This is a genomic window from Paenibacillus durus (assembly GCF_000756615.1).
Classification (GTDB): domain Bacteria; phylum Bacillota; class Bacilli; order Paenibacillales; family Paenibacillaceae; genus Paenibacillus_AQ; species Paenibacillus_AQ durus.
Map to the genome: position 1 here is coordinate 5,754,751 of NZ_CP009288.1, position 25,093 is coordinate 5,779,843.

The 25,093-nt window shown below is 47.4% G+C and carries 26 protein-coding genes and 1 pseudogene; 7 read left to right on the forward strand and 20 right to left on the reverse strand.

Annotation, left to right across the window (positions count from 1 at the left end; translation table 11 throughout):
- Positions 1–35: 35 nt before the first annotated feature.
- The 9 genes from PDUR_RS25400 to PDUR_RS25440 all read right to left on the reverse strand — a co-directional run bounded on the left by PDUR_RS25400 (position 36) and on the right by PDUR_RS25440 (position 7,627).
- Positions 36–758 (reverse strand): hypothetical protein, encoded by a 723-nt coding sequence (locus PDUR_RS25400; protein WP_042208696.1) that lies wholly within the window; start codon positions 756–758, stop codon positions 36–38.
- 167 nt (positions 759–925) lie between these two features.
- Complete coding sequence (locus PDUR_RS25405; protein WP_042208697.1) at positions 926–1,348, reverse strand: macro domain-containing protein; 423 nt, start codon at positions 1,346–1,348, stop codon at positions 926–928.
- 91 nt (positions 1,349–1,439) lie between these two features.
- Positions 1,440–1,937 (reverse strand): YcxB family protein, encoded by a 498-nt coding sequence (locus tag PDUR_RS30385; protein WP_042208698.1) that lies wholly within the window; start codon positions 1,935–1,937, stop codon positions 1,440–1,442.
- Between the two features lie 66 nt (positions 1,938–2,003).
- Complete coding sequence (locus tag PDUR_RS25415) at positions 2,004–2,849, reverse strand: class I SAM-dependent methyltransferase (protein ID WP_052410400.1); 846 nt, start codon at positions 2,847–2,849, stop codon at positions 2,004–2,006.
- A 368-nt stretch (positions 2,850–3,217) separates the two neighbouring features.
- On the reverse strand, positions 3,218–3,997 hold the full coding sequence (locus PDUR_RS25420) for a hypothetical protein (RefSeq protein WP_042208699.1): 780 nt from the start codon (positions 3,995–3,997) through the stop codon (positions 3,218–3,220).
- Positions 3,998–4,215: 218 nt separating this feature from the next.
- The gene (locus tag PDUR_RS25425; RefSeq protein ID WP_042208700.1) at positions 4,216–5,148 is read right to left on the reverse strand and encodes a hypothetical protein; all 933 of its coding nucleotides are present in this window, start codon (positions 5,146–5,148) and stop codon (positions 4,216–4,218) included.
- A gap of 315 nt (positions 5,149–5,463) precedes the next feature.
- The gene (locus tag PDUR_RS25430) at positions 5,464–6,060 is read right to left on the reverse strand and encodes an AAA family ATPase (protein ID WP_233277435.1); all 597 of its coding nucleotides are present in this window, start codon (positions 6,058–6,060) and stop codon (positions 5,464–5,466) included.
- Positions 6,061–6,228: 168 nt separating this feature from the next.
- Positions 6,229–6,729, reverse strand: coding sequence for a GNAT family N-acetyltransferase (locus PDUR_RS25435; RefSeq protein WP_042208701.1), 501 nt, complete (start codon positions 6,727–6,729; stop codon positions 6,229–6,231).
- Between the two features lie 232 nt (positions 6,730–6,961).
- Positions 6,962–7,627: a hypothetical protein gene (locus PDUR_RS25440; RefSeq protein ID WP_042208702.1), complete on the reverse strand. Its 666-nt coding sequence runs from the start codon at positions 7,625–7,627 to the stop codon at positions 6,962–6,964.
- Positions 7,628–8,244: 617 nt separating this feature from the next.
- On the opposite strand from PDUR_RS25440, the gene PDUR_RS25450 reads away from it, so the two are divergent.
- From PDUR_RS25450 to PDUR_RS25460, 3 genes are read left to right on the forward strand one after another with little or no spacing between them, the layout of a single operon-like run.
- Positions 8,245–8,781: a DUF6431 domain-containing protein gene (locus PDUR_RS25450; protein WP_052410173.1), complete on the forward strand. Its 537-nt coding sequence runs from the start codon at positions 8,245–8,247 to the stop codon at positions 8,779–8,781.
- A 40-nt stretch (positions 8,782–8,821) separates the two neighbouring features.
- Complete coding sequence (locus PDUR_RS25455; RefSeq protein WP_042205201.1) at positions 8,822–10,174, forward strand: DDE-type integrase/transposase/recombinase; 1,353 nt, start codon at positions 8,822–8,824, stop codon at positions 10,172–10,174.
- Positions 10,167–10,967 carry an ExeA family protein gene (locus tag PDUR_RS25460; protein ID WP_042205200.1) on the forward strand — a complete coding sequence of 267 codons (801 nt, stop codon included), beginning with the start codon at positions 10,167–10,169 and terminating at the stop codon, positions 10,965–10,967. The genes PDUR_RS25455 and PDUR_RS25460 overlap by 8 nt, the downstream gene beginning before the upstream one ends.
- Positions 10,968–11,045: 78 nt before the next feature.
- On the opposite strand, the gene PDUR_RS25465 is transcribed toward PDUR_RS25460, so the two are convergent.
- From PDUR_RS25465 to PDUR_RS25480, 5 genes are all read right to left on the reverse strand, one after another.
- Positions 11,046–11,723 (reverse strand): hypothetical protein, encoded by a 678-nt coding sequence (locus PDUR_RS25465; protein WP_042208704.1) that lies wholly within the window; start codon positions 11,721–11,723, stop codon positions 11,046–11,048.
- A gap of 255 nt (positions 11,724–11,978) precedes the next feature.
- Positions 11,979–12,386, reverse strand: coding sequence for a hypothetical protein (locus PDUR_RS25470; protein ID WP_052410401.1), 408 nt, complete (start codon positions 12,384–12,386; stop codon positions 11,979–11,981).
- Between the two features lie 217 nt (positions 12,387–12,603).
- Complete coding sequence (locus PDUR_RS25475; RefSeq protein ID WP_042208705.1) at positions 12,604–13,083, reverse strand: NUDIX domain-containing protein; 480 nt, start codon at positions 13,081–13,083, stop codon at positions 12,604–12,606.
- A gap of 131 nt (positions 13,084–13,214) precedes the next feature.
- Positions 13,215–13,448 (reverse strand): hypothetical protein, encoded by a 234-nt coding sequence (locus tag PDUR_RS29000; protein ID WP_156130626.1) that lies wholly within the window; start codon positions 13,446–13,448, stop codon positions 13,215–13,217.
- Between the two features lie 78 nt (positions 13,449–13,526).
- Positions 13,527–13,781, reverse strand: a complete 255-nt coding sequence (locus PDUR_RS25480) for a site-specific integrase (RefSeq protein WP_042208706.1) — start codon at positions 13,779–13,781, stop codon at positions 13,527–13,529.
- Between the two features lie 218 nt (positions 13,782–13,999).
- Here PDUR_RS25480 and PDUR_RS25485 point away from each other — a divergent pair, with 218 nt between their 5' ends.
- Positions 14,000–14,821 carry a class I SAM-dependent methyltransferase gene (locus tag PDUR_RS25485; protein ID WP_042208707.1) on the forward strand — a complete coding sequence of 274 codons (822 nt, stop codon included), beginning with the start codon at positions 14,000–14,002 and terminating at the stop codon, positions 14,819–14,821.
- A 71-nt stretch (positions 14,822–14,892) separates the two neighbouring features.
- Here the strand turns inward: PDUR_RS25485 and PDUR_RS25490 are convergent, their stop codons facing one another.
- From PDUR_RS25490 to PDUR_RS25500, 3 genes and pseudogenes are all read right to left on the reverse strand, one after another.
- Positions 14,893–15,966, reverse strand: coding sequence for an ABC transporter substrate-binding protein (locus PDUR_RS25490; protein ID WP_042208708.1), 1,074 nt, complete (start codon positions 15,964–15,966; stop codon positions 14,893–14,895).
- Positions 15,963–16,235: pseudogene (locus PDUR_RS25495) on the reverse strand (ABC transporter permease); the annotation flags it as partial. The gene PDUR_RS25490 and the pseudogene PDUR_RS25495, both read right to left, overlap by 4 nt.
- Positions 16,183–17,241: an ABC transporter ATP-binding protein gene (locus tag PDUR_RS25500; protein ID WP_042208710.1), complete on the reverse strand. Its 1,059-nt coding sequence runs from the start codon at positions 17,239–17,241 to the stop codon at positions 16,183–16,185. The pseudogene PDUR_RS25495 and the gene PDUR_RS25500, both read right to left, overlap by 53 nt.
- Positions 17,242–17,494: 253 nt before the next feature.
- Here PDUR_RS25500 and PDUR_RS27575 point away from each other — a divergent pair, with 253 nt between their 5' ends.
- Complete coding sequence (locus tag PDUR_RS27575) at positions 17,495–18,592, forward strand: FUSC family protein (RefSeq protein WP_052410402.1); 1,098 nt, start codon at positions 17,495–17,497, stop codon at positions 18,590–18,592.
- A 47-nt stretch (positions 18,593–18,639) separates the two neighbouring features.
- Here PDUR_RS27575 and PDUR_RS25510 read toward each other — a convergent pair whose 3' ends face one another.
- Positions 18,640–19,245 carry a flavin reductase family protein gene (locus tag PDUR_RS25510; protein WP_042208711.1) on the reverse strand — a complete coding sequence of 202 codons (606 nt, stop codon included), beginning with the start codon at positions 19,243–19,245 and terminating at the stop codon, positions 18,640–18,642.
- Positions 19,235–20,161 (reverse strand): DMT family transporter, encoded by a 927-nt coding sequence (locus PDUR_RS25515; protein WP_042208712.1) that lies wholly within the window; start codon positions 20,159–20,161, stop codon positions 19,235–19,237. Before PDUR_RS25515 ends, PDUR_RS25510 begins: the two co-directional genes overlap by 11 nt.
- A 60-nt stretch (positions 20,162–20,221) precedes the next feature.
- Between PDUR_RS25515 and PDUR_RS25520 the strand changes: the two genes are divergently transcribed.
- Both PDUR_RS25520 and PDUR_RS25525 read left to right on the forward strand, forming a co-directional pair.
- Positions 20,222–21,382 carry an aldo/keto reductase gene (locus tag PDUR_RS25520; protein WP_081949678.1) on the forward strand — a complete coding sequence of 387 codons (1,161 nt, stop codon included), beginning with the start codon at positions 20,222–20,224 and terminating at the stop codon, positions 21,380–21,382.
- Between the two features lie 304 nt (positions 21,383–21,686).
- Positions 21,687–23,144, forward strand: a complete 1,458-nt coding sequence (locus PDUR_RS25525; RefSeq protein ID WP_042208713.1) for a S8 family serine peptidase — start codon at positions 21,687–21,689, stop codon at positions 23,142–23,144.
- Between the two features lie 169 nt (positions 23,145–23,313).
- Here PDUR_RS25525 and hcp read toward each other — a convergent pair whose 3' ends face one another.
- Positions 23,314–24,969, reverse strand: coding sequence for a hydroxylamine reductase (gene hcp, locus PDUR_RS25530; RefSeq protein ID WP_042208714.1), 1,656 nt, complete (start codon positions 24,967–24,969; stop codon positions 23,314–23,316).
- Positions 24,970–25,093: the final 124 nt, after the last annotated feature.

The following is a 25,093-nucleotide window of genomic DNA, read 5'->3' on the forward strand; positions in this document are numbered from 1 at the left end:
GAGCCTGAAGGTGAATGCTTTGTTATAAGATGGATTTAATCCTCTTTGACAAACTTCCATTTCTTTTTTGAAAAAACCAACCAAGTCTTATAATCTATTATTTCATCTTTAAGGTTGTATACCTTATCCATATTAGTGTAGTGTCCAACTGTAGTTATAGGTATTTTAATTTCAATTCTGTTTTTATTTATTTTTGACAAGTCTATAAACAAGCCTTGCTTTGTGGATTCAAAAATTAATGTTGAGATATCGCTGGGGATCTTACCTACTAATCTTCTCGTTAATCTGCGTATCTTCGATACTATGACTCTAGCTAAGAGAATTTTATAGTCTTCCTTTTCTGTTACATAGAGCCTGTTATACCATCCATCATCATGTGCGTAATAGGCATACTTTATCTTTGGTATATCAGACAGGCTTCTTCCAAGATGACCAAAGTATAATAACTCTGCGATTTGTAGCGCAGTTAATTTATCAAGCTCTTCTTCATTGAAATCAACCCAACAAAAATCTCCGTACCTATATACATGATCATTTATTAATTCATTAATTTCTTGAGATGTTACATAATCAAATCTAGAGTGTCGATTCCACTGTGTATTAACAAAATTATGTTTAAGCAGAATCAGGTTGTCCGGTCTATGATCAACGCAAGACATAAACTCATGGAACTCAATTCCATATGAGCAAAAGCATTTATTATCTGGATCGTTTCTACTTACATAAATTAAATCTCGTATATTATGTCTTCTCTTCAACGGAATACTCCAGTCCATGATTACATTATGATTATAATAATGCCAATAATGTTCACTTAACGGCGACGCACATATTCAGCCTCATCCTCTGTACTAACCTAATCAAGTATTGGCGGTATCAATCCCGATTCTTCATCTTTATAACGGTTATTTGCTCACTCTCTTGTCTATAATCTACAAACTGTGATTTTTACAGATGTATTGATAAATTCATTTGTTATTATTTCTTTTACTCTTCCCCATTGTAATTTATCTAGGCCACAACCAATTTCAGGCATGGCTATTTGGTTGATGGATTCTTGCAAACAAATTTCTTTCATTGAACTTAATGATAAAGTTAATGTCTCATAGGTTGGTTTTTGCCAATACTTTGTCTTGGTTATTAGATTAAACACTCTGTCTACTTTATAGCATTTACCTACAATTAATTCATTTTTACTTGCCATATCTTGAAGTAAAGATAGCTTGAATCTCTTCCGAAATTGTACAGCAATACCCGCCCCCATCTTAGCATCTGCTGAAATACAGTGGGCTAAATAGTATTCCCCTGGCATTGTAAATAAATCTTTCTTTATCTCTTCAAATTCCACAGGAATTCACTCCATCATAATATTTTTTCAGAGAATTCATAAAACGTTGCGACATTCACGAACCACGACAGCATACAAAGCGATAATTTTTTTACCTATTTATCCCTTTTTGTATTCGATGATTTCTGGAAACGATTTCCCTGAAGAGTTCCTCTTGCTCTTGGCTAATGAACTTATTTTTTGGCAGGATCCAAAACGCTCGCTTGTCATGAAATAGATAATACAAATCTTTTGTCTCCCAGACTTTTTTAATATATTGCCAATTCAGTTGGGATTTAAAATCATCGGCCTTAAGCTCTACTCCTTCTTCACTAAAGGATAAAGTATAGATTTTGTGATACCGTCTATCTCTCGCTACTCTCATAGGAGCGAAATAACAATAATTCAGGTAAACGTAAGTTAAAAGAAAAAGCAAAAACAAACTCATCAATAAGAGAATTTCAGAATAAGAAACGGATAAGACTGAACAACCGAAAGCAAGGGTAACTAGTCCAATAAGATACATCAGCCTAAATCTCAAAGTGTTATAAAAGTAGTATCTCATTGAAGGTTTTATAAAATCACTATATCGAAAAGATACGCTGTTCATACTTACCAATCCTTTATCGGTTATTTCGGCTGCGTTCTTGTTTTCATATTCTATGGAGAATTTTCATCACTTTCTCTTAGCAATTACTGTTATTATTTCTGTTTCTTCTTCGTATTCTCGTCCAGTGATGTCTGAATAAAATTCAAGTTCTTCAAAGCCTATACAGCTAAGAATAGAAGAAAGCTCATCCAATGTATATGTCTTATCCCAAATATTATAAATTTGCATATCCGTATTATCATCTAGCACTATGGCTTGGTGTAAATGAACTCTTTCTTCCGAATACCAATAATTAGAGCTCAGACACAAGTGAGGAGTCGGTCTCCAAAAGCCGCTTGGATACGAATTCCATGTTCTTGAATCCGTATGATTTCTGTATTTTCCAGGTGTAAAAACATCAAAGACAAACTTTCCCCCGGGCTTTAAATTACTGTAGATTTTATGCAACAATGTATTCCGTTCGTATTCGTTAAAAACTCCAAAATCACAATATATAAGCAGTACAACATCAAAGTAATCAGTAAAATTGAGCTTCAGATAATCCTGACAAACATAGTTGATATGCAAATTCAACTCCGCTGCCTGATTTTTTGCATATTCAATAGAACGGCTTGAAAAGTCCACTCCCGTTACATTATTAAATCCTATCTTAGCCAATCGATTAGTATAAAGTCCTGGCCCGCACCCTAAATCAAGTACTTTCTGCCCGGCGTCGTTACCACAAATATATTCTTTGATCCATTTCACGGATGCATCAATTGTATGAGGCTTTCTGCTTGCTGCATCTGTATTGGGATCTAAATGAGCTTCGAGCATTTGTTGTGATATGTATTCATCCACCCACATCTGTGAGCTGCCCTTCTCAAATAATAAAGGTTTTTTGGTTTGTTCGATTATTTTATTTATCTTCATCAAAGATTTCCTTCTTTCAAAAGAATATGATCGTTGTGATAGAATTTCTCCTAACGTTGTACCATCTCGAACTCGAGAAGCTTTTGGCCGTAGGCATGCACTTACTCACCCATTAGTTAGTCCAGCATTTTTCGCCTGTCTCATTGTCCCCGAATCCTGTTAGTGCTAACAAAGGGCGAAGCTTTCCGATTAGCAGCATGAATACGATGTTATCTGAAGTTCAACTCCTCAACGAACTTACTTAAGAAAAGGACCAAGTTTTCGGGGTCAGCTAGGTGCTGCGTAACAGTATTAAATAATGTCCCGACCTCTTAGAGTTAATTTCAAAGTAGTTTTTCTTGTTTAACTGGTGATACCAACAGGGTCAATCAATTAATATTAAAAGGATAAATATTCTTGCAATTAGGACATTGAATTTGGGAATACCCTAAAAGTTTTTGTTTCTCTATTTGTATTAAGGTATTACAACTAGGGCAATTTCCCTTTAAAATATCAGGTGATCTAAATATTAATCCGCTATTTCCATGAAAGCCAACAGATGAGTCAGTAGCTGAAATGTTTCCGAACTGACTAATACCATTCATGGTAACCGAACCACTATCTCCCTTGAAATCCGTACCATCAATAATATTACTTGAATGGTTGTGTGCCGATAAATGTGTCATTCTACTCTTTATCTGTGTGTCTCTCAAATGGTTTTGACTGAAATCCCTTGCAGATATTGAAACAAAGTTTGCCTCAACTATTTGTTTAATAAGCACCTGTATGCTCCAATTAGAAGTATCAACAATAAACTCAGAATCTTTCTCCAGATCTGACTCAAGATTATTTAAAAATTCAGACACCAATGATTCAAGCCTACTCACGTTTGATACTGTTTCTGCAATCATTCCAATTCTTTCTAGTTGATTATCTAATATATTTATTCTTTCATTTGTGTTTAGTATATCTATCTTTATTGAATTAAATTTGTTTTTAAGATCTTCATTAGTAACTATTTTATTAGCGATTTGACCGACTTGTTGAACTCCTGGTATAGGAAGAAGACTAATAATAAAGGTTAATATGTCTGCATTCTTAATAACGGCATCGTTACTTTTCAACTTATTTAAAGTGGCAAGAATCCGTTGGATTTTATCTTGTATCATCTTTTTATCCTCCCTAAATTTAGCTTCGCGATTTCAGCTAACATTCTTGCATTCACGAACCCGAGAGGCTTAAGGCCCTAAAGCGTCTTGGTCAAGGACATAGTCTCGCAAGGGTTGTCTGTCAATCGCTTCACCGAAAATACTGCCGGCAGACCAAGGCATTTGTCGACAGCATTGAATGATGTGCTATCAGAAGTCATATGCCATCTTTGTCCTACCTACAAATTATTTGTATTAATATCAGTTAAATATTGTTTAAGAGCATTATCAAATTGCGTATTCTTCTTAAGACCTAATAAGTGAATATAATCAATTGCACTGTGTCCGTTAGTATCAATTAAGGCGTGATATATCCTAGATCTGTTAAACTTTTGTACATGCACATTCGTTGAAATTCTATTACAATTCTCGACTCTCCCATTAAGTATATTAAGCATCTTATTTATTGTGCCATTGGTAGCTTCTTTGCCTTCTATAATCAGTAACTTATCACTTTTTATCTTTAGGCTATTTCTATAGTTAAGATATTCCTGTAGTATTTCTTTACATCTTTCATCTAGATTCATCCACTTTAAAATTATTCCATCCTCATCAGATCTTAAATTTCTAATTAGGCCCTCATTCAATCTCAGATCTGTAATCTTTAATTTAAGAATATGAGTTTGTTCGAAGACTTGGTGATAAGCCAGTGACCAAATGACGGGAGCTATCACTTTAGCTTCTTTGTCTCTATCAATAAATCTATAGTCGACGGAACTACTAAAAATGAAATTAATATCAGTTTTAGTTAAAAAATCGATCTTCTCGTTACTTTCTTTGCTATACTTTCTTAATTCTTTCTTGATACTTAAATATTGTTCTGGAGTTAATTTTAAATTATTATAAAAAAAATCGACTAAGTTTGTTATTGTTGCTCTAGCAGTTGAACCTTTACGCTTACTAAAATAATCCCTCAGTTTCAAATTATTAAATATGTTATAGAAATCATCAATCATTACCTTTTCTAAAATATAGTTGCTTAGGTAATAATCAAAATCATTTAAGTATCTTTCTTTCGTCTGCTCATTAATACCCTTCTCTTTAATTATTAAAAACTCTTGAAACTCTAGTCTAACTTTATTAAAGAAAGAATTGTTAAACGATGTACTCATTAAATCGCTCCGTTCTTAATGAAATATACGTTTCATTCATTTTTTGATTTGTAAATAATATGCATTAATTATACTCTATATTTTCAATGTTACAAGTTTTTCCTTATGTTAGTTGCATATGATTTCCGATAACGTTGTTGTATTCCCGAACCCGAGAACCTTAAGGAAGTATAGAGCCAAAAGCAAAACTGGATCCCGACCAGCCGCGACGCGGTTAGGTGGTGAGGGTGTGTCGCCTGAATCTACTTCTTTGAAAATCCTCTGGCGACCAAGGACCATTCAGGGTCCGCAGCGGGGATACGGTGTTAGGGGAACTCATTGCCTTCCTGAAACACCCATAAAATGTCCTTCTATGTATTTAAATATGTCCTTACCATCCCTTATAATAACTCGCTTCTTTGAACATTCGTCAGTCAATTCTAAAATGTCTTTTATGCCTTTCTTATCGTAACTTCGATTCCATTCAAAAATCATTGTATATAGGTTCTTTACTGTTTGCTTATAGTTCCATTGCTCAAAACCCAGTCGTGTTCTTACAAATCGCCTTATGACTCTAAAATCCCTCAGGTATTTATTAGGTCTTAATAAAAAAATTAGATCTGCTTTCTTAAAGCTGTCTTGTCCCCACTTGTAATGAACACCTTCAATAATCCATGATTCTTCTTCCAGTATTTCATTCAGCATTGAATCCCTTACATCAATCGAGTTTTTACGGTTATCGGCATTTCGTTCCCAAACTAGATTGTCAGTTTCATAGTAATTTATTCCATACCTCTTTGACAATTCTTTCGCAATAGATGTTTTACCACTTCCACAAGCCCCAATGATTCGGATTTTTATGTCAATCCCTCCCTTGAAAAAGCTTACAATATAATATTGTGCAATGATTTCACCTAACGTTTCCGCATTCACGAACCCGAGAGGCTTAAGGCGCCAGCGCCGGGTCGCCAGACTTAACCTCGCAGGGTTGTCTGCCTGCCAATCGCTTCCCTAATTTCTCTTTCGCAGACCTAGAGCGTTAGCCCGCAGCGTGAATGCTGTGTTATACGTAGTTACCGCCTTCTTTGAGTTGCTTAAAAATCACGCTTGCTTCATTAATATGTAATAATCTAGATTATCCTTCAATTCTACTTGTTTTATAAAATTCATTTTGTTAAGTAATCTTCGTGAGCGTATATTTTCATTTTCGACGGTTGCTTCAATATAGGTTAAATCCATAATATCAAAACCCATTCTAATAACTTCTTCTAATGCTTCTTGCATTAAGCCTTGTCCCCAATATCTAGACGATAAATCAAATCCAATTTCTGCTCTTGAATTTTGTCCTTTTTCCCAACAATGGAACCCACACGTTCCAACCAATTCATTATTAGTCCTATCAAAAATCCCGTATCTGCACCCTGCATCATCTATATGAAATTGTATTATCTCCTCTGCTTCTCTGATATCTTGACATACCTCTATATCCATATATCGTGTTACTTCTGAATCGGAGAAGTGCCGGAGAACCAATTTAGCATCCAATAAAGTCAGTTCCCTCAGTAACAATCTTTTCGTTTCAATCTTTGGGAATTCCACCATTCGAAGTTCGCCCTCACTGTTCTATTTTTGAATTTCCAAAGCGGTAATTACGTATACCGTTGTTGTATTCACGAACCCTCACCACCTTAAGGCCGTTAGGCCGGCCGCGATGCGGTTAGGTGGCGCAGGGTTGTCTGCTGATTCACTTCTCCGAAATGCCTTGAGTAGACCAAAGGCGTTAGCCCGAAGCGTGAATACGGTGTTATAAGATGTCCCCGCCTTCTTCGAGATACTAAACAAGAGTCCTTTCAATAACTTCATATTTCTTTGTTTCAAGGTTAATTATTCTTGTTCTTAAATCGTTCTTAGAAATGAATATATGGTTCCCTGTACTATCAATACAATAAGCTATTGGTATTGAAATACCGCAGTTCCTAAACGAGCCATCTGCATGACTTGTTCCTACTATCATCGTATTATATTTAATCGCTATTTTCTTAGCTTCAGAAATCCATTCATCATATTGTTCTTCACTAAACATTCCTACACCTATCGGATGTGCAACATAGGACAAATTTCTCACATGTTCTTGCTGTTCTAATCCAAGTAATCCTTGTAATAATTCTACACATAACAAATATCCGATCTTATACCCATCAACCTCAACAGTTGAAGGGCTGTATAAAATATCATTCATTGGTGACTTTGCTCGTTCTAAAATAATCTCACCATACTGGTTAATAATTAATGCTCTATCTTTCTTGCTGTTGTCTAAATAACCAGTGATTATCATTTTTTTATAATGTTTTGCTACCTCACATACCTTTGTTACACTACCTTCATTAGTAATGTAACCTTCCGGAAATAGTATTGTATCAAAATCATAATCTAAAGCTATTTCTACTTGGAGCTGCTCAAGATTTGCTTCATGATTTGGCTGAGAAATAAGGATCTTCATGAATGGTTTCCTCTTTTCAATAGTTTTGCGGGGATTTCTTATAACGTTGTTGTATTCCCGACGTCCCACCAACTTAAAGGTAGTATGGAGCCAAAGGCAAAGCCGGCTCCCGACTGGCCGCGATGTGGTTAGGTGGTTCGGGTGTGTTGCCTGGATCCACTTCCCCGAAAAACATCTGGCGACCAAGGGCCGTCAGGCCCGCTGCGGGAATGCGGTGTTAAGCGAAGTTCCTGACTTCTTCGAATCAGCTAAAGGCACTTTAACTCAGTTGAAAAACTTCATTAACATATTCAATTATTTCGTGTTTCTTAATATTAACCCCAAAATTATAAGTCGCCGCATAATAGTCCAGTTCATCATAGACTAATATTATTGTTTCAAGTAATGCCCTTTTCATTTCATCAAAATTGATTTCTTTTGGAAGACTTTTATTGTTTCTGCTAAAGCATAACGCCGCGAAGCTGGCGGGATTGCCTGTCCGGAAGTTGCCAGATATAATGACCGTATTCTAGCAAAGGAAAAAGGATACTTCCATCGCGTGTATGCCTGCTAGCACAGGCCGCACCGGAAATATCCTTCATCATTAGACATGGTCATTGTAACAGAGTATGCGCTGGTTGAAAAGATCCCTGGTGTTTTTCGTCAGGGGTGCGGAGGAGGTGCCCTGCCCGTGCTGCACAGAGAACCTGGAGATTATCGGTAGCCGGGAGCGGAAGGTCCGGGGTGGGGGTGGTGAGCTGCGCCAACTGGTGATTCGCAGACTCCGGTGTGCGGGATGCCGCAGGATTCACCATGAGCTCCCGGATCTACTCATTCCCTATAAACGGTACGATTCCCGTTGTATCGAACAGGCGGTCACGGAGCCGGAGGCGTCCGTGACCGCCTGCGCGGAAACCTCTACGTTACGGCGTTGGAAGGTCTGGTTTCGCGTGCTCTCTATCTACTTCATCCTCGTTCTGCAGGCGCTGGAGGCTCGGATGTCCGGCCTCGCTCCCGGGTCCCCCGAAGCTTCGGATCACCTGCGTATGACCTCCGCCCCCGCCTTTCGTCAGCAAGGACCCGGCTGGCTGGCCAGACTTGTCCGCCCCGTCGCAAACGCTCATTTGTGGGTACATACCCGTTTTGCCTATCTGTCCGCCCCGGCTCTACGGTAGACTCTCCTTGAGTTCATTTCAGGAAGGAGTTTACCGACCCATGAAAGACCAAAAGAAAGCCGAAGCCCTCGCCGCAGAGCGGATGCAGCTTCTCGCTCCCCTGCTTGCCGAAGGGCTGGACCCGGCCAAAGCCCGGGAGATGAAAGCGCAGATTTGTAAGCAAACCGGACTCTCCGAACGTACCTTGCGCCGGTATTTGGCGAGTTACCGGAGCGAAGGATTTACCGGCCTGAAGCCCAAAGGCAAAGGGCGGCAGCCCTCCGAAGAGATTCTTCCTACCGCCGTGCTCGAGCAAGCGATTCTCTTGCGCCGGGAGGTCCCCGGCCGCAGCGTCGCACAGCTCATTCAGATTTTAGAATGGGAAGGGCGGATTTCGCCGGGCCAAATTAAGCGTAGTACCCTGCAGGAGAGACTGACTGCCTGTGGCTACAGCTCGCGCCATCTGCGGATGTACGCCGAATCCGGGGTTGCCGCCAGACGCTTCCAGCAGCGCCACCGGAACCAGCTGTGGCAGTCAGACCTCAAATACGGACCGTATTTGCCCCTTGGCGAAAGCGGGACGATGAAACAGGTGTATCTGGTCGTGTTCATTGACGACGCTACAAGGTTTATTCTGCATGGGGAGTTTGTGCCGGTCATGGACCAGCGGCTGGTCGAATCGGCGTTTCGCCAAGCGATCCAGAAGTATGGGGTACCAGAAGCGGTCTATTTTGACAACGGCAAGCAGTACCGTACCCAAGCCATGACCCGGATATGTTCCAAGCTCGGAACCCGGCTGCTCTATGCGAAGCCCTACTCGCCTGAATCCAAAGGCAAGGTCGAACGGTTTAACCAAATCGTCGATTCGTTTCTGAGCGAAGTCGCCTTGGAGAAGCCGAAGACACTCGAGCAGTTGAATGAGCGCTTCGAGGTATGGCTCTCGGAGTGCTACCAGCACAAGCCCCACTCCGCCCTGCCGGACAAGCAAAGCCCGGAAACGGCGTTTCGGAGTGACAAGAAAGCACTGCGGTTCATGGACCCGGATACCTTGGCGGACGCGTTCTTGCATAGTGAAAAGCGGAAGGTCGACAAGTCGGGCTGCATTAGCTTCATGAACCGAAAGTACGAAGTGGGCCTGACGGTCATTGGCTGTACGGTCGAGGTGGTTTATGACCCGGCAGACCCCACGGAACTGACGATTGAGTATGAGGGACGAGCGCCGTGGCGGGTGCGCGAGATGGAAATCGGTCAGCGGGCGGGAACCCGTCCGGCGTTGCCGGAGCACCTGGGCGCATCTATGACCGACACGTCGAGACTGCTGGAGGCGGCAGAGCAGCGACACCAGCAGCGCAAACAGCGGGAAGCACCTGCGGTGACGTACCGCAGAGTGCAGGCGGAGGATGGCCATGTTTGAGTCCTTCTACGAGTTGCACCGTGCTCCGTTCTCCAGAGATCTTGCGGTAGACGAGTTATATGCGTCTGCGTCGCAGGAAGAAATGCTCGGGCGTCTGGCCTATGTCGCGGAACGCCAGTGGTTTGCCGTGCTCACAGGGGACTGCGGGACCGGGAAAACGACTACGATCCGGCGGTTAGCCAAGGAACTGGACGAGGCGCGCTTTAAGCTACTCTACCTGTCCGATTCGAAACTGACCCCGCGCCACTTCTACAAAGGGCTGCTGGAGCAGCTCGGCTGTGAGTCGAAATTTTACCGGGGGGATGCAAAACGGCAGTTACACCGGGAGATTGAACTCATGCGTGGGATTCACCGGCTACAGCCCGTGGTCGTGGTCGATGAAGCCCATCTGCTGGACCGGGAGATGCTGGAGGAACTGCGATTTCTACTAAATCTGAAAATGGATTCACAGAGTCCGATGGCCCTGATTCTGGTGGGGCAAAGCGAACTGTGGGACCGGCTGGGGCTGCAAGCCTATGCGGCGATCCGCCAGCGAATTGATATGCAGTGTTATCTTCCGCATATGGACCGGGCGGAAGTGGGGGCCTATATGAAGAGGCATCTGAGTGCAGCAGGTGCCGAGCATGAACTGTTTACGGAGGCGGCGATGGATGAAATCTACCGTTTTTCCAGCGGAGCCGCCCGGCTGGTGAACAAGCTCTGTACCCACGCGTTGATCTACGGCGCACAGAACAAGCACCGGATTGTGGACGACCATATGGTAAAGCGCGTGATCCAGGGAGAATTGTCATGATTCTCCCTGCTTTTCTATCCTACTGCGGACAGCATGGCCGTCAATAGCAGGACAGCTTACACCGTCAACCTCCGGTCATTATGGGTTAGCAGTAACACTTTTATTCAATTTAAGTAAGTCGATGGGTTGAAGATCATCAACACTTCTATATCTCTTTGTTTCTAAGTTAGTTCTATAACCACAGAGTTCAACCGCCATATTACGGGCTAATTCCATTTCACCTAAAGCACGCCAAAATTTACCTCTTTTAATTGCAATTGCACAATGCATAAGATAATGCCATACATCAGTAGAGATTTCTTCGGAGCGTGATTTGACATCAATATTCGATGTCTTCCCATGAAATTGGGAGGTTATATTCCAAGATGCATGCATTCTATTATCAATATCCCCAATCTTATCTACCTCAATCTTCCACAACTTCCTTCGAGCTGAAACGTTTCTCAAATGGTCATATCCAATATCGATTTCCAAATAATTAGCGAGCAAAAATACATGTAAGGAACGGTTTATCATCTCCAACGATTGCCATACTTCAAAGCTTTCATGAATTTGTTCTCTAATTCTAAGCATAAAATTAGGTTTGTCACAATCATCCTTAATTACAATATATAGATCAATGTCTGATAATTCGTCGGTAAATCCAACAGCTCCGGATCCAATACTTATAACAGATAAAACTTCATCGATCTTAGTGATGTTGTTGATTATACATTCTTTAATGTGTTCTCTTTGTTGTGGAGTATAATGTTTCAAGACTACACCCCCTGTTACTTTTTTAGTTTTTTACGTCGTCTTTCAGGAATTTCGCTTAGCATTGTTGTATTCACGAACCCCTCACTAGCTAAAGGGGCGCTAGCCCGGGTAAGACGGACTTAGCAAATGCAGGGTTGTCTGCTGATTCCGCTTCCCTGAAAAGCCTCTTGCAGACCAAGGTCCGTCAGGCCCGCCGCGTGAATATGTTGTTATAGGATGTCAGCGCCTTCTTCGAATTGCTATAAAAACTCTTATTTATTCTTCATCTTCTACTAGATCATTGTCATCGAAATATATTCCATATGGTACACCATTTTCAGTGAACCCAATATTCAAAAAATCATTTTCGTCTTGTCCATATTCTTCTAATTGCTTTCTCTCTTTCTTTTGTTGATTATTTTTAATTCGTCTTTCCTTATCAATTTCCAATTGTTTTATATATTTCTCATCAACTAATATTCCTAGCATCTTTAACTCTTGAGCAGCACATAACAAGTCAACCGCAAAATGCTTACTGTATCCTCTTACTTTATTACTTCCGTTGTATTTAACTAACCAGCTTTTTGCTGCTTGCAATCTACCATCACGATTAAGTCTTTTATGTCTTGGGGTATTTGATTTTTTCTTTGTCATTCGTATTTCCTTTTTCAATGTTTTTAACATATTGCGCTGATTTCCTATAACGTTGTTGTACTCACGACGCCGTCCCAAAGGGACTTAAGGTGGTGCGGGTGTGTCCGGCTGAATATACTTCCCTGCTACCGATATGCCTCCTCGAATCCTCTTCTAACTTCTGTCGGACCGAGGGCCGAATGGCCCGAAGCGTGAATATGGTGTTATAGGATGTTGGGGCCTTCTTCGAGATGCTTACGCAGTTCTTTTACAAGATCTTTAATCTGTCTAGTCTGTAGTCTTCAATTAGTTCAATGTTTCTTTTGTTTCTTACATAGTCCTTAATTTGCTTATTTATATTTGGAATTAAAAATACTTCTTCTAACTCTTCAATAGGAATCCATTTAACTGCAGTTTGATATTTATCAGGGATATCAGGCAATTGAGGAATTGAATTGTTCTTTAAAGTACATTCAAAAATTAAATGAATTCCGTGTAGTTCATTAATTCCATAGTCGCCAGATTGCTTATGAGGAGCAAATTCATATACTAATGCGAGCTGTCCTACTTCGACTTCTGCCATGGTCTCTTCAAATACTTCACGAACAACACCTTCAACAATGGTTTCATCTGGCTCTAAGCCTCCGCCTGGTAAATTGTAATGAATGCCATTGTCATCATATTCAACAAGCAAAACACAATTATCTTTAATGATAAGGCCAGTACATCTAATTCGTACGTGTGGCAAATTGTCACCTCTTTGTTCTTTAATGTTTTAGGTATTGCCCCAATTTCTCATAACTCTAATTCTACGAATTTCATAAACATCCCGCTATGGATGATATTACGAAATTTCTCATAACCTTCGAAAAAATGGGATTAGACGAACCAATTACTGTAGAGGTTGATTTGATTCATAGCCTGCGCAACTCTCCTGTTCTCTTCCATTCGATTAAGTTCTGTTGCCCGTTTAATCCAGCCCACCCCTTTAGTAATTTCCGTAATACGGTCAAGCGGGCTGCGGATGCCGGCAAGCCGTTTAGACTTCATGACCATGTATTGGACGGACCGTTCCGTAACGGGAGTATTCTTGGACTCACCGCCTGGAAACAAGTAATCTGCCGTTGTTCTGCATGAATATACTGCTGCAGCGCCCGCCTGAATAAAACAAAGTGAGCATCACGCGGTGCTTCAAATTTGTGGTGGCTTGAAAATGGATAACACCTCCTGAGGAGAGAGTACGACGGGAAGCTTCTTTTCCTTTTTAGGCCAAGTCCATGGGTAAGGAAGATCGCGTCTTCGTGCCACCTCCAGCAGCCAGAACCGCAGAGCGCTTAATGTCAGGTTGATATAAGAATGAGAGCGTTTAGCTTCAATCAACTTCAGCACATAAGTATATACATGGTCCGCGAGGACGAATTGCAGCGAAACCGGCGACTGCGCCAAGGAACGCTCCGCGTGTCCAATATAAGCAAGCTGAGTTTTGCCACTGTAGCCTTTTCGCTTCAGCGCTTCCTTTAATCGCCGGATGGAGCTAAATTCGTAGCTGTTTTCATCAACTATTTTTCACCCTCCGCCCCTTCAAACACCGCGTCATTAACTCCGCCCTACGCATAAACTGATATAATATCCATCAAAATACTTTGGAAACGGAGTGTGCGTTCATGATACCCGAAGGAAATCACCATTCCAATATCATACGCTTTACCGGCTTTCAAAATGAGTATGACCGTTACCGGCCCCAGGCGCCCAGGGTAGTGACCGAACTGCTTACGGGCTATTTGGGAAAAAGACCCGCCCTCGTCGTGGATCTCGGCTGCGGAACCGGGCTGTCCACCTTCTTGTGGCGGACGGCCGCCGATGCCGTCATCGGTGTTGAGCCCGGCGATGATATGCGCGGTAAGGCTCTGGAGAAATGGAACGCGCTGGGCAGTCCGGCAAGCATATCGTTTGTCTCCGGCTATTCCAATGCTCTGGAACTGCCTTCCGCCTCTGCCGATATTGTGACCTGCTCCCAGTCCTTCCATTGGATGGAGCCCGGGAGTACGCTGAAGGAAGCCGCGCGGGTACTGAGACCGGGCGGAATCTTCGCTGCTTACGACTGCGACTGGCCGCCGGTGCTCGAACCGAATATCGAGACCCGCTACAATGAACTGATCGAACAGGCCGATGTCATCATCGGCCGCCGGGTACCGGCAGAGGACAGGGCCGTAAAATGGAACAAGGAAAGCCATCTTAGCCGCATCAAAGCGAGCGGGAAATTCTCCTTCGCCCGTGAGATCGCCTTCCACAACATAGAGCACTGCAGCGCGGAGCGGTATGTCGGCCTTACGCTTAGCCAGGGCAGTCTTCAGACCGTGCTGCGGCTCGGCGGAGGCGAGCTGGATGAAGAGATTGCCGATTACCGGGAGACGGTGGAACGCTATTTTAACGGCCGGACTCTGGAAACGATGTTCAGCTACCACGTGAGACTGGGGATCAAGTAAGGGGTACATCTTTAAAATAAGCCCCCGGAATACGCGTCACCCGCGTCCCGGAGGCTTTTGATCATAAGCGCCTAATCGTTATTCATCTTGAACTTCAGAAACAGCTCATTGTAGTGCGCAAGCATGCGCTTGCCGAGATTGTCGTACACCTCAAGCTTGTCAGTGATTGCTTTAGGCGGGTAAAAGCGTTCATCCCCGGAAATATTCTCCGGCAGCAGCGCAAGCGCGTCCTTGTTCGGCGTGGAGTAGCCGACATATTCAGCATTCTGCGCCGCCACCTCCGGCCGAAGCATGAAGTTAATGAACTTGTACGCCCCCTCCACATTAGCCGCCGAACGCGGAATGACGAGATTGTCCGCCCACACGTTCGAGCCTTCCTCCGGCACGACGTAATTCAGCTTGTCGTTCTCGTCCATAATCTCTGCGGCGTCTCCTGACCAGACGAGGCCGACGGCGGCCTCCTCATTCGCCAGCAGCATCTTGATTTCATCACCGACAATCGCTTTGACATTAGGTGACAGGGCATTCAGCTTCTTGAGTGCCTCTTGCAAATGCTCCTCGCTGGTGTCGTTCAGGGAATAATGCAGGCTGTTGAGCGCCATGCCCATAACCTCCCGCGCCCCGTCCAGCAGCAGGATATTATTTTTTAGCTTACTGTCCCACAAGTCGTTCCAGCTCTTAAAGGTTAGCCCTTGAGTCAGTTCGGGATTATAGATGATGCCGACCGTTCCCCAGAAATAAGGAACCGAGTAGCGGTTGCCTTCGTCAAACGACAGGTTCATGAACCTGGGGTCGATATGGGACAAATTCGGCAGCTTGCTGTGGTCGAGGGGCAGGAGCAGGTTTTCCTCTTTCATTTTGGCGATGGCGTAATCGGAAGGGACCACAAGGTCGAAGTTCGTGCCTCCCTGCTCGATCTTCGTCAGCATCGCCTCGTTCGAATCGAAGGTCTGGTAAATGACCGTAATGCCCGTCTCCTTCTGGAACTGGGTTAGCAGATCGGGATCGATATAGTCGCCCCAGTTATAGATGGTCAACGTATTGCCGCCGGAGTAGCCTTCGCTTTTGTTCATCCATGCTCCAAGGTACATCAAGGCGAACGCTACAATCATTACCGCCAAAAAAGCGTTCACGAGCTGCTTCATCTAGGCACCCCCGCTTCGGCCGTCAGTTCCGCTGAGGGCTTCTTGGCTTTTTTGGCCGTCAGGAAGTAGTAGCCCACAACCAGCAGCACCGTGAACAGGAAGATCAGCGTGGACAGCGCGTTAATCGACAGCGACACGCCCTGCCGCGCCCGCGAATAGATTTCAACAGACAGCGTCGAGTAGCCGTTGCCCGTTACGAAGAACGTTACCGCAAAATCATCCAGCGAATAGGTGAGCGCCATGAAAAATCCGCTGAAAATGCCCGGCCGGCAGGCCGATCTCGCTCCCGACTTCGGCTTTGCGCGTCGAGTGAACGAGCCATTCCTGCCCGGATTCGTCGTAGCAGCTGATCTCATAATGCACGCCCCGGAAGAGCTGGCTGTCTACGCGCACCCGCAGCTTGCCCTGCTCCAGAGGAACAATCTCCAGATCTTCGGGGCGGATGACGATCTCGATCGGCTCATTCGGCCGCAGACCCGCATCCACACATTCAAATCTGCGACCGTTAAACTCCGCGAGATAGTCCTCAATCATCACGCCGGGCACGATATTTGATTCTCCGATAAAATCGGCCACAAACCGGTTGATCGGCTCATCGTAAATATCGTTTGGTGTACCACTTTGCTCGATTTTTCCCTTGTTCATGACAAAAATCCAGTCCGACATCGCCAGCGCCTCCTCCTGGTCATGGGTGACGAAGATGAACGTGATGCCCAGCCGCTGCTGCATTTCGCGCAAAATATACTGCATCTCCGTGCGCAGCTTCAAATCAAGCGCGGACAGAGGCTCGTCCAATAGCAGCACCTGCGGCTCGTTGACGATGGCGCGGGCAATCGCTACGCGCTGACGCTGGCCGCCCGACATTTCGCTCACGGCACGCCGCTCGTATCCGGCCAGGTTGACGAAGCGCAGCGCTTCCTGAACCTTTTGCTCGATTGCCTGCTTCTTCAGCTTCTTGATCCGCAGCCCAAACGCCACATTCTCGAACACGTCCAAGTGCGGAAACAGCGCGTAATCCTGAAACACTGTATTGACCTGGCGCTCATTGGCTGGAATGCGGTTGATGACCTTGCCGTTCATATAAATGGAACCTTCCGTCGGTTCGGCAAAGCCGGCGATCAGGCGCAGAATGGTTGTCTTGCCACAGCCTGAGGGCCCGAGCAGTGTGTAGAACTTGCCCCGTTCAATATCAAAGCTGACCCCTTTGAGCACCGGCTCTTCATCGTCGTATCGTTTGGTGACGTTCTCAAAAGAAATAATGGTTGGTTCCTGAATAGCTATGACTGACGACCTCCCCGCATATAAATGGAGTATTCCCTGCTTTTCCGCAGAATTCGACCATTGTCCAATAAGCCTATCATACCCGGTTTTTCGCTCCCCGGCATTCTTTCTTTTTTATGTAATGTCCCACGTTGTTCGTAATGTTGTAATAACTGCCCGCTGAACCTTTACCTCAAGGGTGATATAATGAAAGTAACTGAAAACCTTATATTTTTTTTAAAATTTTTCGAAAAGAGATGACGAGCACATGAACGAGGGGCTGCAGGAGCGCCTTGAAAAATTTGGTTTTTCGCTATATATGATACGGGTTACGCTGGCAGCCTCGCTTTCCTGGATGGCTGTTCACGCGATGTACGGCGGCGAGTTCTCCTATTTCGCACCACTGGCTGCGATTCTGATTACCCAGGGCAGCGTCAAGGCTTCGCTGGAAAAGGGCATCTACCGGCTGCTCGGTATTGTTCTCGGCGGAACCGTCAGTCTGATGATCGGCCACTTCTTCAATGTCGGGCCGCTGTCGATCCTGCTGATTCTGCTGATTGGCCTTGGCGTGGCGACCGCCTGCCGGATCAACTTCCAGGCCATTACGCAGGTGGGCGTCACTTCGGTGCTGGCACTGACCTTCTTACAGGATCATTATGTAATGTTTAGAGCCACGGAAACGCTGATTGGCGTGGCCTTCGCTCTGCTCTTCAATGTAATCATCGTACCGCCTAAAGGCTTCGTCAACGTTAAGAGTACGGCCTTCGCAGGAACCTTGCTGCTCGCCGACGGACTGAACGGACTCGCGCCGGGACGGGATGAGAACAGCCAAGCCGAAGCTTTGAAGCGGTCCGGACAGCTGCTTAAGGACAGCGCGCAGAAACTAAGCGAGATGCTCTTTACCCTATCCCATGTTCCCTGCATTAATGATTTGTCCGTCATGAAGAAGTCGATCTCCCATTTACAAACCATGCATGGCTATGTGAAAGAAATCGCAGCTGAAATACGGCTTCTGCCGCCGCATTATGCCTCCGCCGACTGGATGCAGAAGACGCTGACCGCAACGGCCGACTGCATCGCCATCTTCGGGGCCAACACTTTGTCGGATACGGAATGCCGCAGCTCGCTTCCGGAAGCTCTGCGCCGCGCCCGTGAGCTTCAGCTCGCCAGCTTCTCCGAGCTTCAAGGAAACTGCCCGCTGACCGCCATCCGCGATCTCGGCGCCGTCTTCTCGCACCTGAACCGGCTGCTCGATGAAGTGGAGCGCGCCGATCACGCCGTCTGCTCCGCCGCTCCACAGCGCGCCCGCGCCCGTCTGGAACGCGCCGTGCGCATTGCAAAAAAGGGACTCTCCCACAAGCTTTAAGCTTGGGAGCGTCCCTTTTTTTATATGAGGAGGCATAAGCTGCGCCGTTATTGATCCTCGTAAACCGGCCGATCCAAATCGAATATCCGGCCAATCGCGCTGTACGACGATCCGGCCAGGCGGCTGACCGGCTTCAGCTTGCTGATGTCGATCCGGCCGTTATGAATGAGGTCGTCCCGCACATAGAAGCTCAGCACCTCGCCGATAATGGCATCAAATTTTCCCAGCTCTACATACTGCGCAAGGCGGCATTCCATCGCAACCGGACTTTCCTGCACCCGCGGCACAGCCACCGTGGTACCGGGAACGGCCGTCAGTCCCGCAAGCGTAAGCTCGCTAATATGAGCGGGTGCACTGATGGACGTATGATTGATCGCCTCGATGTTGTCCTCGTCCGTGACATGCACGACAAACTCCTGATTCGCCAGAATATTGCGCGCCGTATCCTTCAGCGTGCCGTCCGCATGCCGTCCGCAAGAGAACATGAGCATCGGCGGATCATTGTTCACAATGTTAAAATAGCTGAATGGAGCCGCATTGACGACCCCCTCCGCACTCACCGAGGTAACAAAAGCAATGGGTCTTGGGACCACGCTGCCGATCAGCAGCTTGTAGTTGTCACGGGCCGTCTGTTCGTTCATTTTAAAAATCATAGTTTCCCTCCTCCAAGACTCTCATATCTGCAACTACAGACGCCGTCCGGCGCCGTATCCGGACATTGACCAGCAAGATGCTGATTACAACCAGAACCAAGCCTATCACCAGATTAACCGTTATCTGCTCATTTAGGAAGAGGACGCTTGCGCCGATGGAGACAAGCGGGACCAAAAAAGTATAGGAGGCAACTTTTCCGGCTTCTCCCTCGTTAATCAGCTTGAAATACACCAACCAGCCGAGTGCAATCACAAATATGGAAATGAACAACGTGTTGGCAACAAAAGCGGTATTCCATCTGATGGCTTTCCACGGCTCTGCTGCGCTGCCGGCGGCCAGCAGAATCAGCCCCCCGAGTGTGATCTGCATGGCAGTCATCCACAGCATATCGACCCGCACCGCATTTCGCTTCATATACACCGTGCCAAGTGCCCAGCACAGGGCGGTGGCCAGCGCGAGAAGGATACCGAGAAGCGAGATGCTGCCGGTCAGGCCGCCCGCGCTCAAGCAAGCCACGCCCAGAAAACCGAGCACGAGCCCCCCTATTTTTTGCCCATGCATCTCTTCCCCTAGCCACATCCAGGAGAAAATCCCGAGCAGCACCGGCTGCAGAAATACGATCGCCGAGAACAGTCCCGCCGGTATGTACTGCAGCCCAATCGTTTGTACGCCGTAATACAGCGCTATGCTTAACAGGGCGGAGCTCAAATATACCGGCCACAGTGTCTTAAACCGGAGCAGCCGGGCTTTGGGCAGCGCAATCAGGATCAGCAGCACACCTCCGATTACGGTACGGATGCCCGAGAATAGCAGCGGGGGCGCGTAGTTCAGCGCTATTTTGGATAACGGCCAGTTAATGCCCCAGACCAGTATGAGAAAAGTTAATAAAAGAACCGCAGATTTTTGCCGAGGCATAGGGTCCCTCCTTGTAATTCAGTCTTTTTTGATGATACAATATTTTCTAGCATAAATAAAATGAATAATTATTATAAGGAACATATCAAATATGTTATGAACAAGGGGCGAATTGAGCTCTTTGTCAAAATTGCGGAAAGCCGCAGCTTCACCCGGGCCGGACAGGAAATGAACATGACCCAGCCCGCGGTCTACGAAGCGCTGCATGGCGCGGCAATATTAATAATTGAGGAGAGTGGAAGCATGAAATATGAACGTCTCGGGGGAAGCGGACTACAGGTATCGAAGCTGGGGCTGGGCACGAACGCCTTCGGCAAGCGGGCGGACCAGGCCGCTTCCATGGCGGTGCTGCACACCGCGCTGGACAACGGGATCAACTTCATCGATACCGCCAATATTTATGCCGGAACGGAATCGGAGCGGATTATCGGAGAGGCGCTGGCGGGCAGGAGGCATGAAGCCGTCTTGGCGACAAAGGCCGGGCTGGTGAGAAGTCCAGGCCCAGGCGGCAGCGGTTCATCCAGATTCCATCTGATGCGGGAACTGGAGGACAGTCTCCGCCGCCTCAAGACGGACTATGTCGACCTGTACCAGATCCATACCTTCGATCCGCATACTCCGCTTGAAGAGACGCTGCGGACGCTGGATGACATGGTATCCTCCGGCAAGGTGCGCTATATCGGCGCCTCGAATTATGCCGCGTGGGAGCTGATGAAGGCGCTCGGCATCAGCGAACGGATGGGCTATGAGCGCTACGTTTCGCTCCAGTGCAGCTACTCGCTGGCCGACCGCACGCCGGAGCGGGAGCTCGTCCCGCTCTGCTTGGATCAGGGCGTCGGCATCATCCCGTATTTTCCGCTTGCCGGAGGCATCCTGACCGGCAAATACAGCGCGGGAGATGAGGCTCCCGCAGGCTCCAGAGCCGATACCGATCCGAACTTCGCCCGGTTCCTTACCGGCGAACGTATATCGCTGGGGCAGGAGACAGCCGCGCTCGCGGCGGAGCTGGAGACAACGCCTGCCGCTCTGTCCCTGGCTTGGCTCATGAGCCGTCCGGCCGTGTCCACCGTCATTGTCGGCGCTACCCGGGCGGAGCAGCTTGAAGAGAGCCTGAAAAGCGTCTCTCTTGCTCTGAGCTCCGAGACGCAGGAGAAACTCGAAGCTGTAAGCCGTCCTTTCATCCACAGCGAGCCGTTTGCGGTGTACCGACTGCCGGAGTGAAGAGCGAGGCCAGCCCCCGCATTCGGATGTATATCCGGCAGCCCAGGCCTCAGTCGAAGAAATTCCTTCATTGAGCATAGGCTCGGCCAGAGTTAGCGTATCGACGGTTGGATGACCGGGTCTTTTTCCGCCTGTTGTACGGTTTAAGCCCCTCTGTTTAAAGGGTCTTCCCCACATTGGTAAATTGAGGAAAATAATTCTTTTGTCATCGACAAATTCGGACAAGCTATTTATCCCGAAGCTGATATACTACAGGAAAAATCGGCTATGATCCGATTTATACCATTATAGGGAGGAACGGAATTTGATAACAAAGGTCGCTGCTGTCGTAAGTTCAATGCTGGTTGCCACCAGCCTGTTAGCGGGGTCCGGGTATGCCAAACCGGCCAACCAGGCGCCTCAGAAACAAAAGTATGTGATTGCGTTTAAATCTGCACTTCCGGCAGACTATGAAACTATGGTGACGAATGCGGGCGGTAAAGTGCTTCGGGCCATCCCGGAATTGGGCGGACTCGAAGCGGAATCCGAAAGACCGGATTTTCTTTCGAATCTGAGCGGGATTTCCGGCATACAAGCGGCCAACCCCGAACTCAAGTACAAGCTGGATGAAGATACCGCAGCTGCCGACGGCCTTCCGGTGACCGATATTCCGCAGGACGCCGAGACGTATTGGCCTTATCAATGGGACATCCAGCGGATTACGAATAACGGGGCCTCCTACAAGCTGGAAACGGGCGGCACGACGAACCCTGACGGAACGGTCACGCACAAGGCGGTTGTAGGCGTCATCGATACGGGAATCGACGCTGAACACCCTGACCTGAAGGCGAATTTCCTCGGGGGCATGAACTTTGTCCCGGCAGGTGTTGACGCCAGCGAAACAGGCGATCCGAACGACATCAAGGACCGCGAAGGACACGGCACGCATGTGGCAGGCTCTATAGCCGCAGACGGCAAGGTTAAAGGCGTAGGTCCCGGCCTCGGCATCCGGTCGTACCGTGTATTTGCAGCAGAGGGCGGCGCGCCGACCTCATGGATCGCCGCAGCCGTCGTACAGGCTGCCAATGACAAGGTTGACGTCATCAATCTGTCGCTCGGGGGGTACGACGGCATTGCCAGATACACCTATAACGGCCTCAAGTACAACGATGTGGCGGATTTTCTCCTCTGGAAGCGCGCACTGCAGTATGCCGTAGGCCGAAACGTTACGGTCGTGGCAGCCGCCGGCAACGATTCGCTGAATCTTAACGACTCGCATGCTGTGGTCGATTATATGAACCAAACGTACGGCTACCTCGGCCTGACCTTCAAAAGCGCCGTAAGAGAAGTGCCGGGTACGCTTCCTGGCGTCATCAACGTCTCTTCGTCGAATCAATGGTCTCCGGACAAGATCGCGTTCTATTCCAACTACGGCAGCACGATCGACGTGGCGGCTCCCGGCGGGGACAACGGTCCAGTCTATGACGCCAGCCGAAATCTCGATGAGCGGGATTTCCATTTCCGCACGCTCAGCACATGGCCGACCTATCTGGCTCCTTACTTCACCTCGAACCTGACGGGCTATGCGCTGCTGCACGGCACTTCGATGGCAGCTCCAAAGGTTGCGGGCATTGCAGGCGTCATCAAGGCCGCGCACCCGGAATATACGCCGGCCCAGGTACAAGCGCTCATCAAGCAGACGGCCAACGATCTAGGGAAGCCGGGGCAAGATCCCCTGTTCGGCTCAGGCGAAGCCAATATCTTCAATGCATTAAGCCGATAATCACAGGCCGGCGGTCTGAATGGGCATGCCCCAATCGGCCAAATTATCATGTGGAATCCATCTCGTCTCTTCTAGAGACGGAATTTACAGAACAGGAACAGGCCAGCCCGAATTTCGGCTGGCCTGTTTATTGTTGAATCTGGTGTGCTCTCTCTTATAGCTTTGACGTTTATACGACAGACAGGAAACGCTCCATGTCTTCGTCCACCGTCGTAATGCCGCCGATGCCGAACGTGTCGACCAATACCTTCGCCACATTCGGGGACAGGAAGGCCGGGAGCGTCGGACCGAGGTGGATGTTTTTGACGCCCAGGTAGAGCAGCGCCAGCAGCACGATCACCGCTTTTTGCTCATACCACGCAATATTGTACGAAATCGGCAGGTCGTTGATGTCCTCCAGGCCGAATACTTCCTTCAGCTTCAGCGCGATCACAGCCAGCGAGTAGGAGTCATTGCATTGACCCGCGTCTAGCACGCGCGGAATGCCGCCGATGTCGCCAAGATCGAGCTTGTTGTACTTGTATTTGGCGCAGCCTGCTGTCAGAATCACCGTATCGCTTGGAAGCGCCTGGGCAAAATCGGTATAGTAGTTCCGGCTCTTCATCCGTCCGTCGCAGCCGGCCATTACGAAGAAGCGCTTGATCGCACCGGTCTTCACCGCATCGACCACCTGGTCGGCTACTCCCATCACGGCCGCATGGGCAAAGCCGCCGACAATTTCGCCGCTCTCGATTCCGGTCGGAGACGCGCAGGTCTTCGCCTGCTCGATGATGGCCGAGAAGTCCTTCGGAGCGCCGTCTTTGCCGTCCGCGATATGCTTGATGCCGGGATAACCTGTGTTGCCTGTCGTGTACAGCCGGTCCTTGTAGCTGTCCTTCGGCGGCACGACACAGTTGGTCGTCATCAGGATCGGGCCGTTGAAGCTGGCGAATTCCTCATTTTGCTTCCACCAGGCGTTGCCGTAGTTGCCGACAAAATGGCTGTATTTTTTGAAAGCAGGATAGTAATGGGCGGGCAGCATTTCGCTGTGCGTGTATACGTCGACTCCCGTTCCCTCCGTCTGCTTCAGCAGCTCTTCCATGTCCTTCAGGTCATGCCCGCTGATGAGAATGCCCGGGCGGTCGCCGACTCCGATGTTCACCTTCGTAATTTCCGGGTTGCCATACGTCTCTGTATTGGCACGGTCCAGCAGCGCCATAACGTCAACGCCATATTTGCCGCATTCCATAACGAGACCGACCAGCTCGTCCGCCGTCAGCTCATCGTTTAACGTGGCGGCAAGTCCGCGTTCAAGGAAAGCTTGCGCGCCTGCTTCATCATAGCCAAGCACCGCGGCATGCTCCATATAAGCGGCCATGCCTTTCAGGCCGTAGGTGAGCAGCTCGCGCAGGGAGCGAACGTCTTCGTTCCCGGTTGCAAGCACGCCGACAGCCGCCGCCTTGGCTTCCAGCACTTCATCCGTACCCGGCGTCCAGAGCCCAGCATCATGGCCTGCGAGCGGAACGTCCGCAAGCGAGCCGGCCAGCCGCTTTTTCCAGCCGTCACGAATGACAATCCCTTCTCTGACTCTGGCAATAAATCCGTCACGGTCAAAATTGGCGTTGGTGATCGTCGCGAACAGGCTCTTAATAATGAACTGTTCCGATGCGCTGTCGGTCACTCCAAGCTCACGGGCCTTTACCGAATAAATGGAAATTCCCTTCACCGTGTACAGCAGAAGATCCTGCAGATTGGCGACATCACTCGTCTTGCCGCAGACCCCTTGAATCGTACACCCCGTTCCTTTGGCCGCCTCTTGGCACTGAAAACAAAACATACTGCTCATTGAATAATCGCTCCTTTTATTTAATTTCATCCGTCTGCCGTCTGTGTCTTTACTTGTTACTACCGATTGTAGTAGACTGACGACGAACATTCGGTAACGGATGTTACCGTTTATCTAAAATTAT

Bases quoted from the DNA above. Each gene is read 5' to 3' on its own strand.
- hcp (WP_042208714.1), bottom strand. From the start codon at position 24,969: ATGAGCAGTATGTTTTGTTTTCAGTGCCAAGAGGCGGCCAAAGGAACG.
- PDUR_RS25440 (WP_042208702.1), bottom strand. From the start codon at position 7,627: ATGAAGATCCTTATTTCTCAGCCAAATCATGAAGCAAATCTTGAGCAG.
- PDUR_RS25510 (WP_042208711.1), bottom strand. From the start codon at position 19,245: ATGATTTTTAAAATGAACGAACAGACGGCCCGTGACAACTACAAGCTG.
- PDUR_RS25485 (WP_042208707.1), top strand. From the start codon at position 14,000: ATGATACCCGAAGGAAATCACCATTCCAATATCATACGCTTTACCGGC.
- PDUR_RS25435 (WP_042208701.1), bottom strand. From the start codon at position 6,729: ATGGTGGAATTCCCAAAGATTGAAACGAAAAGATTGTTACTGAGGGAA.
- PDUR_RS25420 (WP_042208699.1), bottom strand. From the start codon at position 3,997: ATGATACAAGATAAAATCCAACGGATTCTTGCCACTTTAAATAAGTTG.
- PDUR_RS25455 (WP_042205201.1), top strand. From the start codon at position 8,822: ATGAAAGACCAAAAGAAAGCCGAAGCCCTCGCCGCAGAGCGGATGCAG.
- PDUR_RS25520 (WP_081949678.1), top strand. From the start codon at position 20,222: ATGAATAATTATTATAAGGAACATATCAAATATGTTATGAACAAGGGG.
- PDUR_RS27575 (WP_052410402.1), top strand. From the start codon at position 17,495: ATGAACGAGGGGCTGCAGGAGCGCCTTGAAAAATTTGGTTTTTCGCTA.
- PDUR_RS25490 (WP_042208708.1), bottom strand. From the start codon at position 15,966: ATGAAGCAGCTCGTGAACGCTTTTTTGGCGGTAATGATTGTAGCGTTC.
- PDUR_RS25415 (WP_052410400.1), bottom strand. From the start codon at position 2,849: ATGAAGATAAATAAAATAATCGAACAAACCAAAAAACCTTTATTATTT.
- PDUR_RS25470 (WP_052410401.1), bottom strand. From the start codon at position 12,386: ATGTTAAAAACATTGAAAAAGGAAATACGAATGACAAAGAAAAAATCA.
- PDUR_RS25425 (WP_042208700.1), bottom strand. From the start codon at position 5,148: ATGAGTACATCGTTTAACAATTCTTTCTTTAATAAAGTTAGACTAGAG.
- PDUR_RS25515 (WP_042208712.1), bottom strand. From the start codon at position 20,161: ATGCCTCGGCAAAAATCTGCGGTTCTTTTATTAACTTTTCTCATACTG.
- PDUR_RS30385 (WP_042208698.1), bottom strand. From the start codon at position 1,937: ATGAACAGCGTATCTTTTCGATATAGTGATTTTATAAAACCTTCAATG.
- PDUR_RS25460 (WP_042205200.1), top strand. From the start codon at position 10,167: ATGTTTGAGTCCTTCTACGAGTTGCACCGTGCTCCGTTCTCCAGAGAT.